The sequence below is a fragment of the Stenotrophomonas sp. GbtcB23 genome (assembly GCF_019091045.1).
In the GTDB taxonomy this organism is placed as follows: Bacteria; Pseudomonadota; Gammaproteobacteria; order Xanthomonadales; family Xanthomonadaceae; genus Stenotrophomonas; species Stenotrophomonas rhizophila_A.
In genome coordinates, this window is sequence record NZ_JAGXKC010000294.1 from 1 (window position 1) to 322 (window position 322).

A 322-nucleotide genomic window follows, 5' to 3' on the forward strand; every position below is an offset into this window, starting at 1 on the left:
CGCCACCCCCGATCCGGATGCCGCGGCTGCCGCCGCGATCGCCGAACGCCTGCGTGGCATCATCGAGAGTCAGCCCTTCGCACTGAAGGCGGCAGGCCTCATGCTCAACATCACGGCCTCGCTCGGCATCGCCTGCAATACCCATGGTGCCGAGACACCGGAACAACTCCTGAAGCAGGCCGACCGCGCTCTTTACGAAGCCAAGAACAGCGGGCGCAACAGGGTCGTCGCTGCCGCTGCCTGAGAGGCATTGGCAACCGCTTGACAATGCTTGGCGCCTCCAGATGGGACGGGGCTGTGGAAAAAAGTTTCCGATCCATCA

1 protein-coding gene is annotated in these 322 nt (G+C 63.7%); it reads left to right on the forward strand.

Annotated elements, in window-relative coordinates; all coding sequences use genetic code 11:
• A partial coding sequence (locus KVS69_RS19175; protein WP_217539550.1) for a diguanylate cyclase occupies positions 1-244 on the forward strand: 244 nt, incomplete at its 5' end.
• Positions 245-322: the final 78 nt, after the last annotated feature.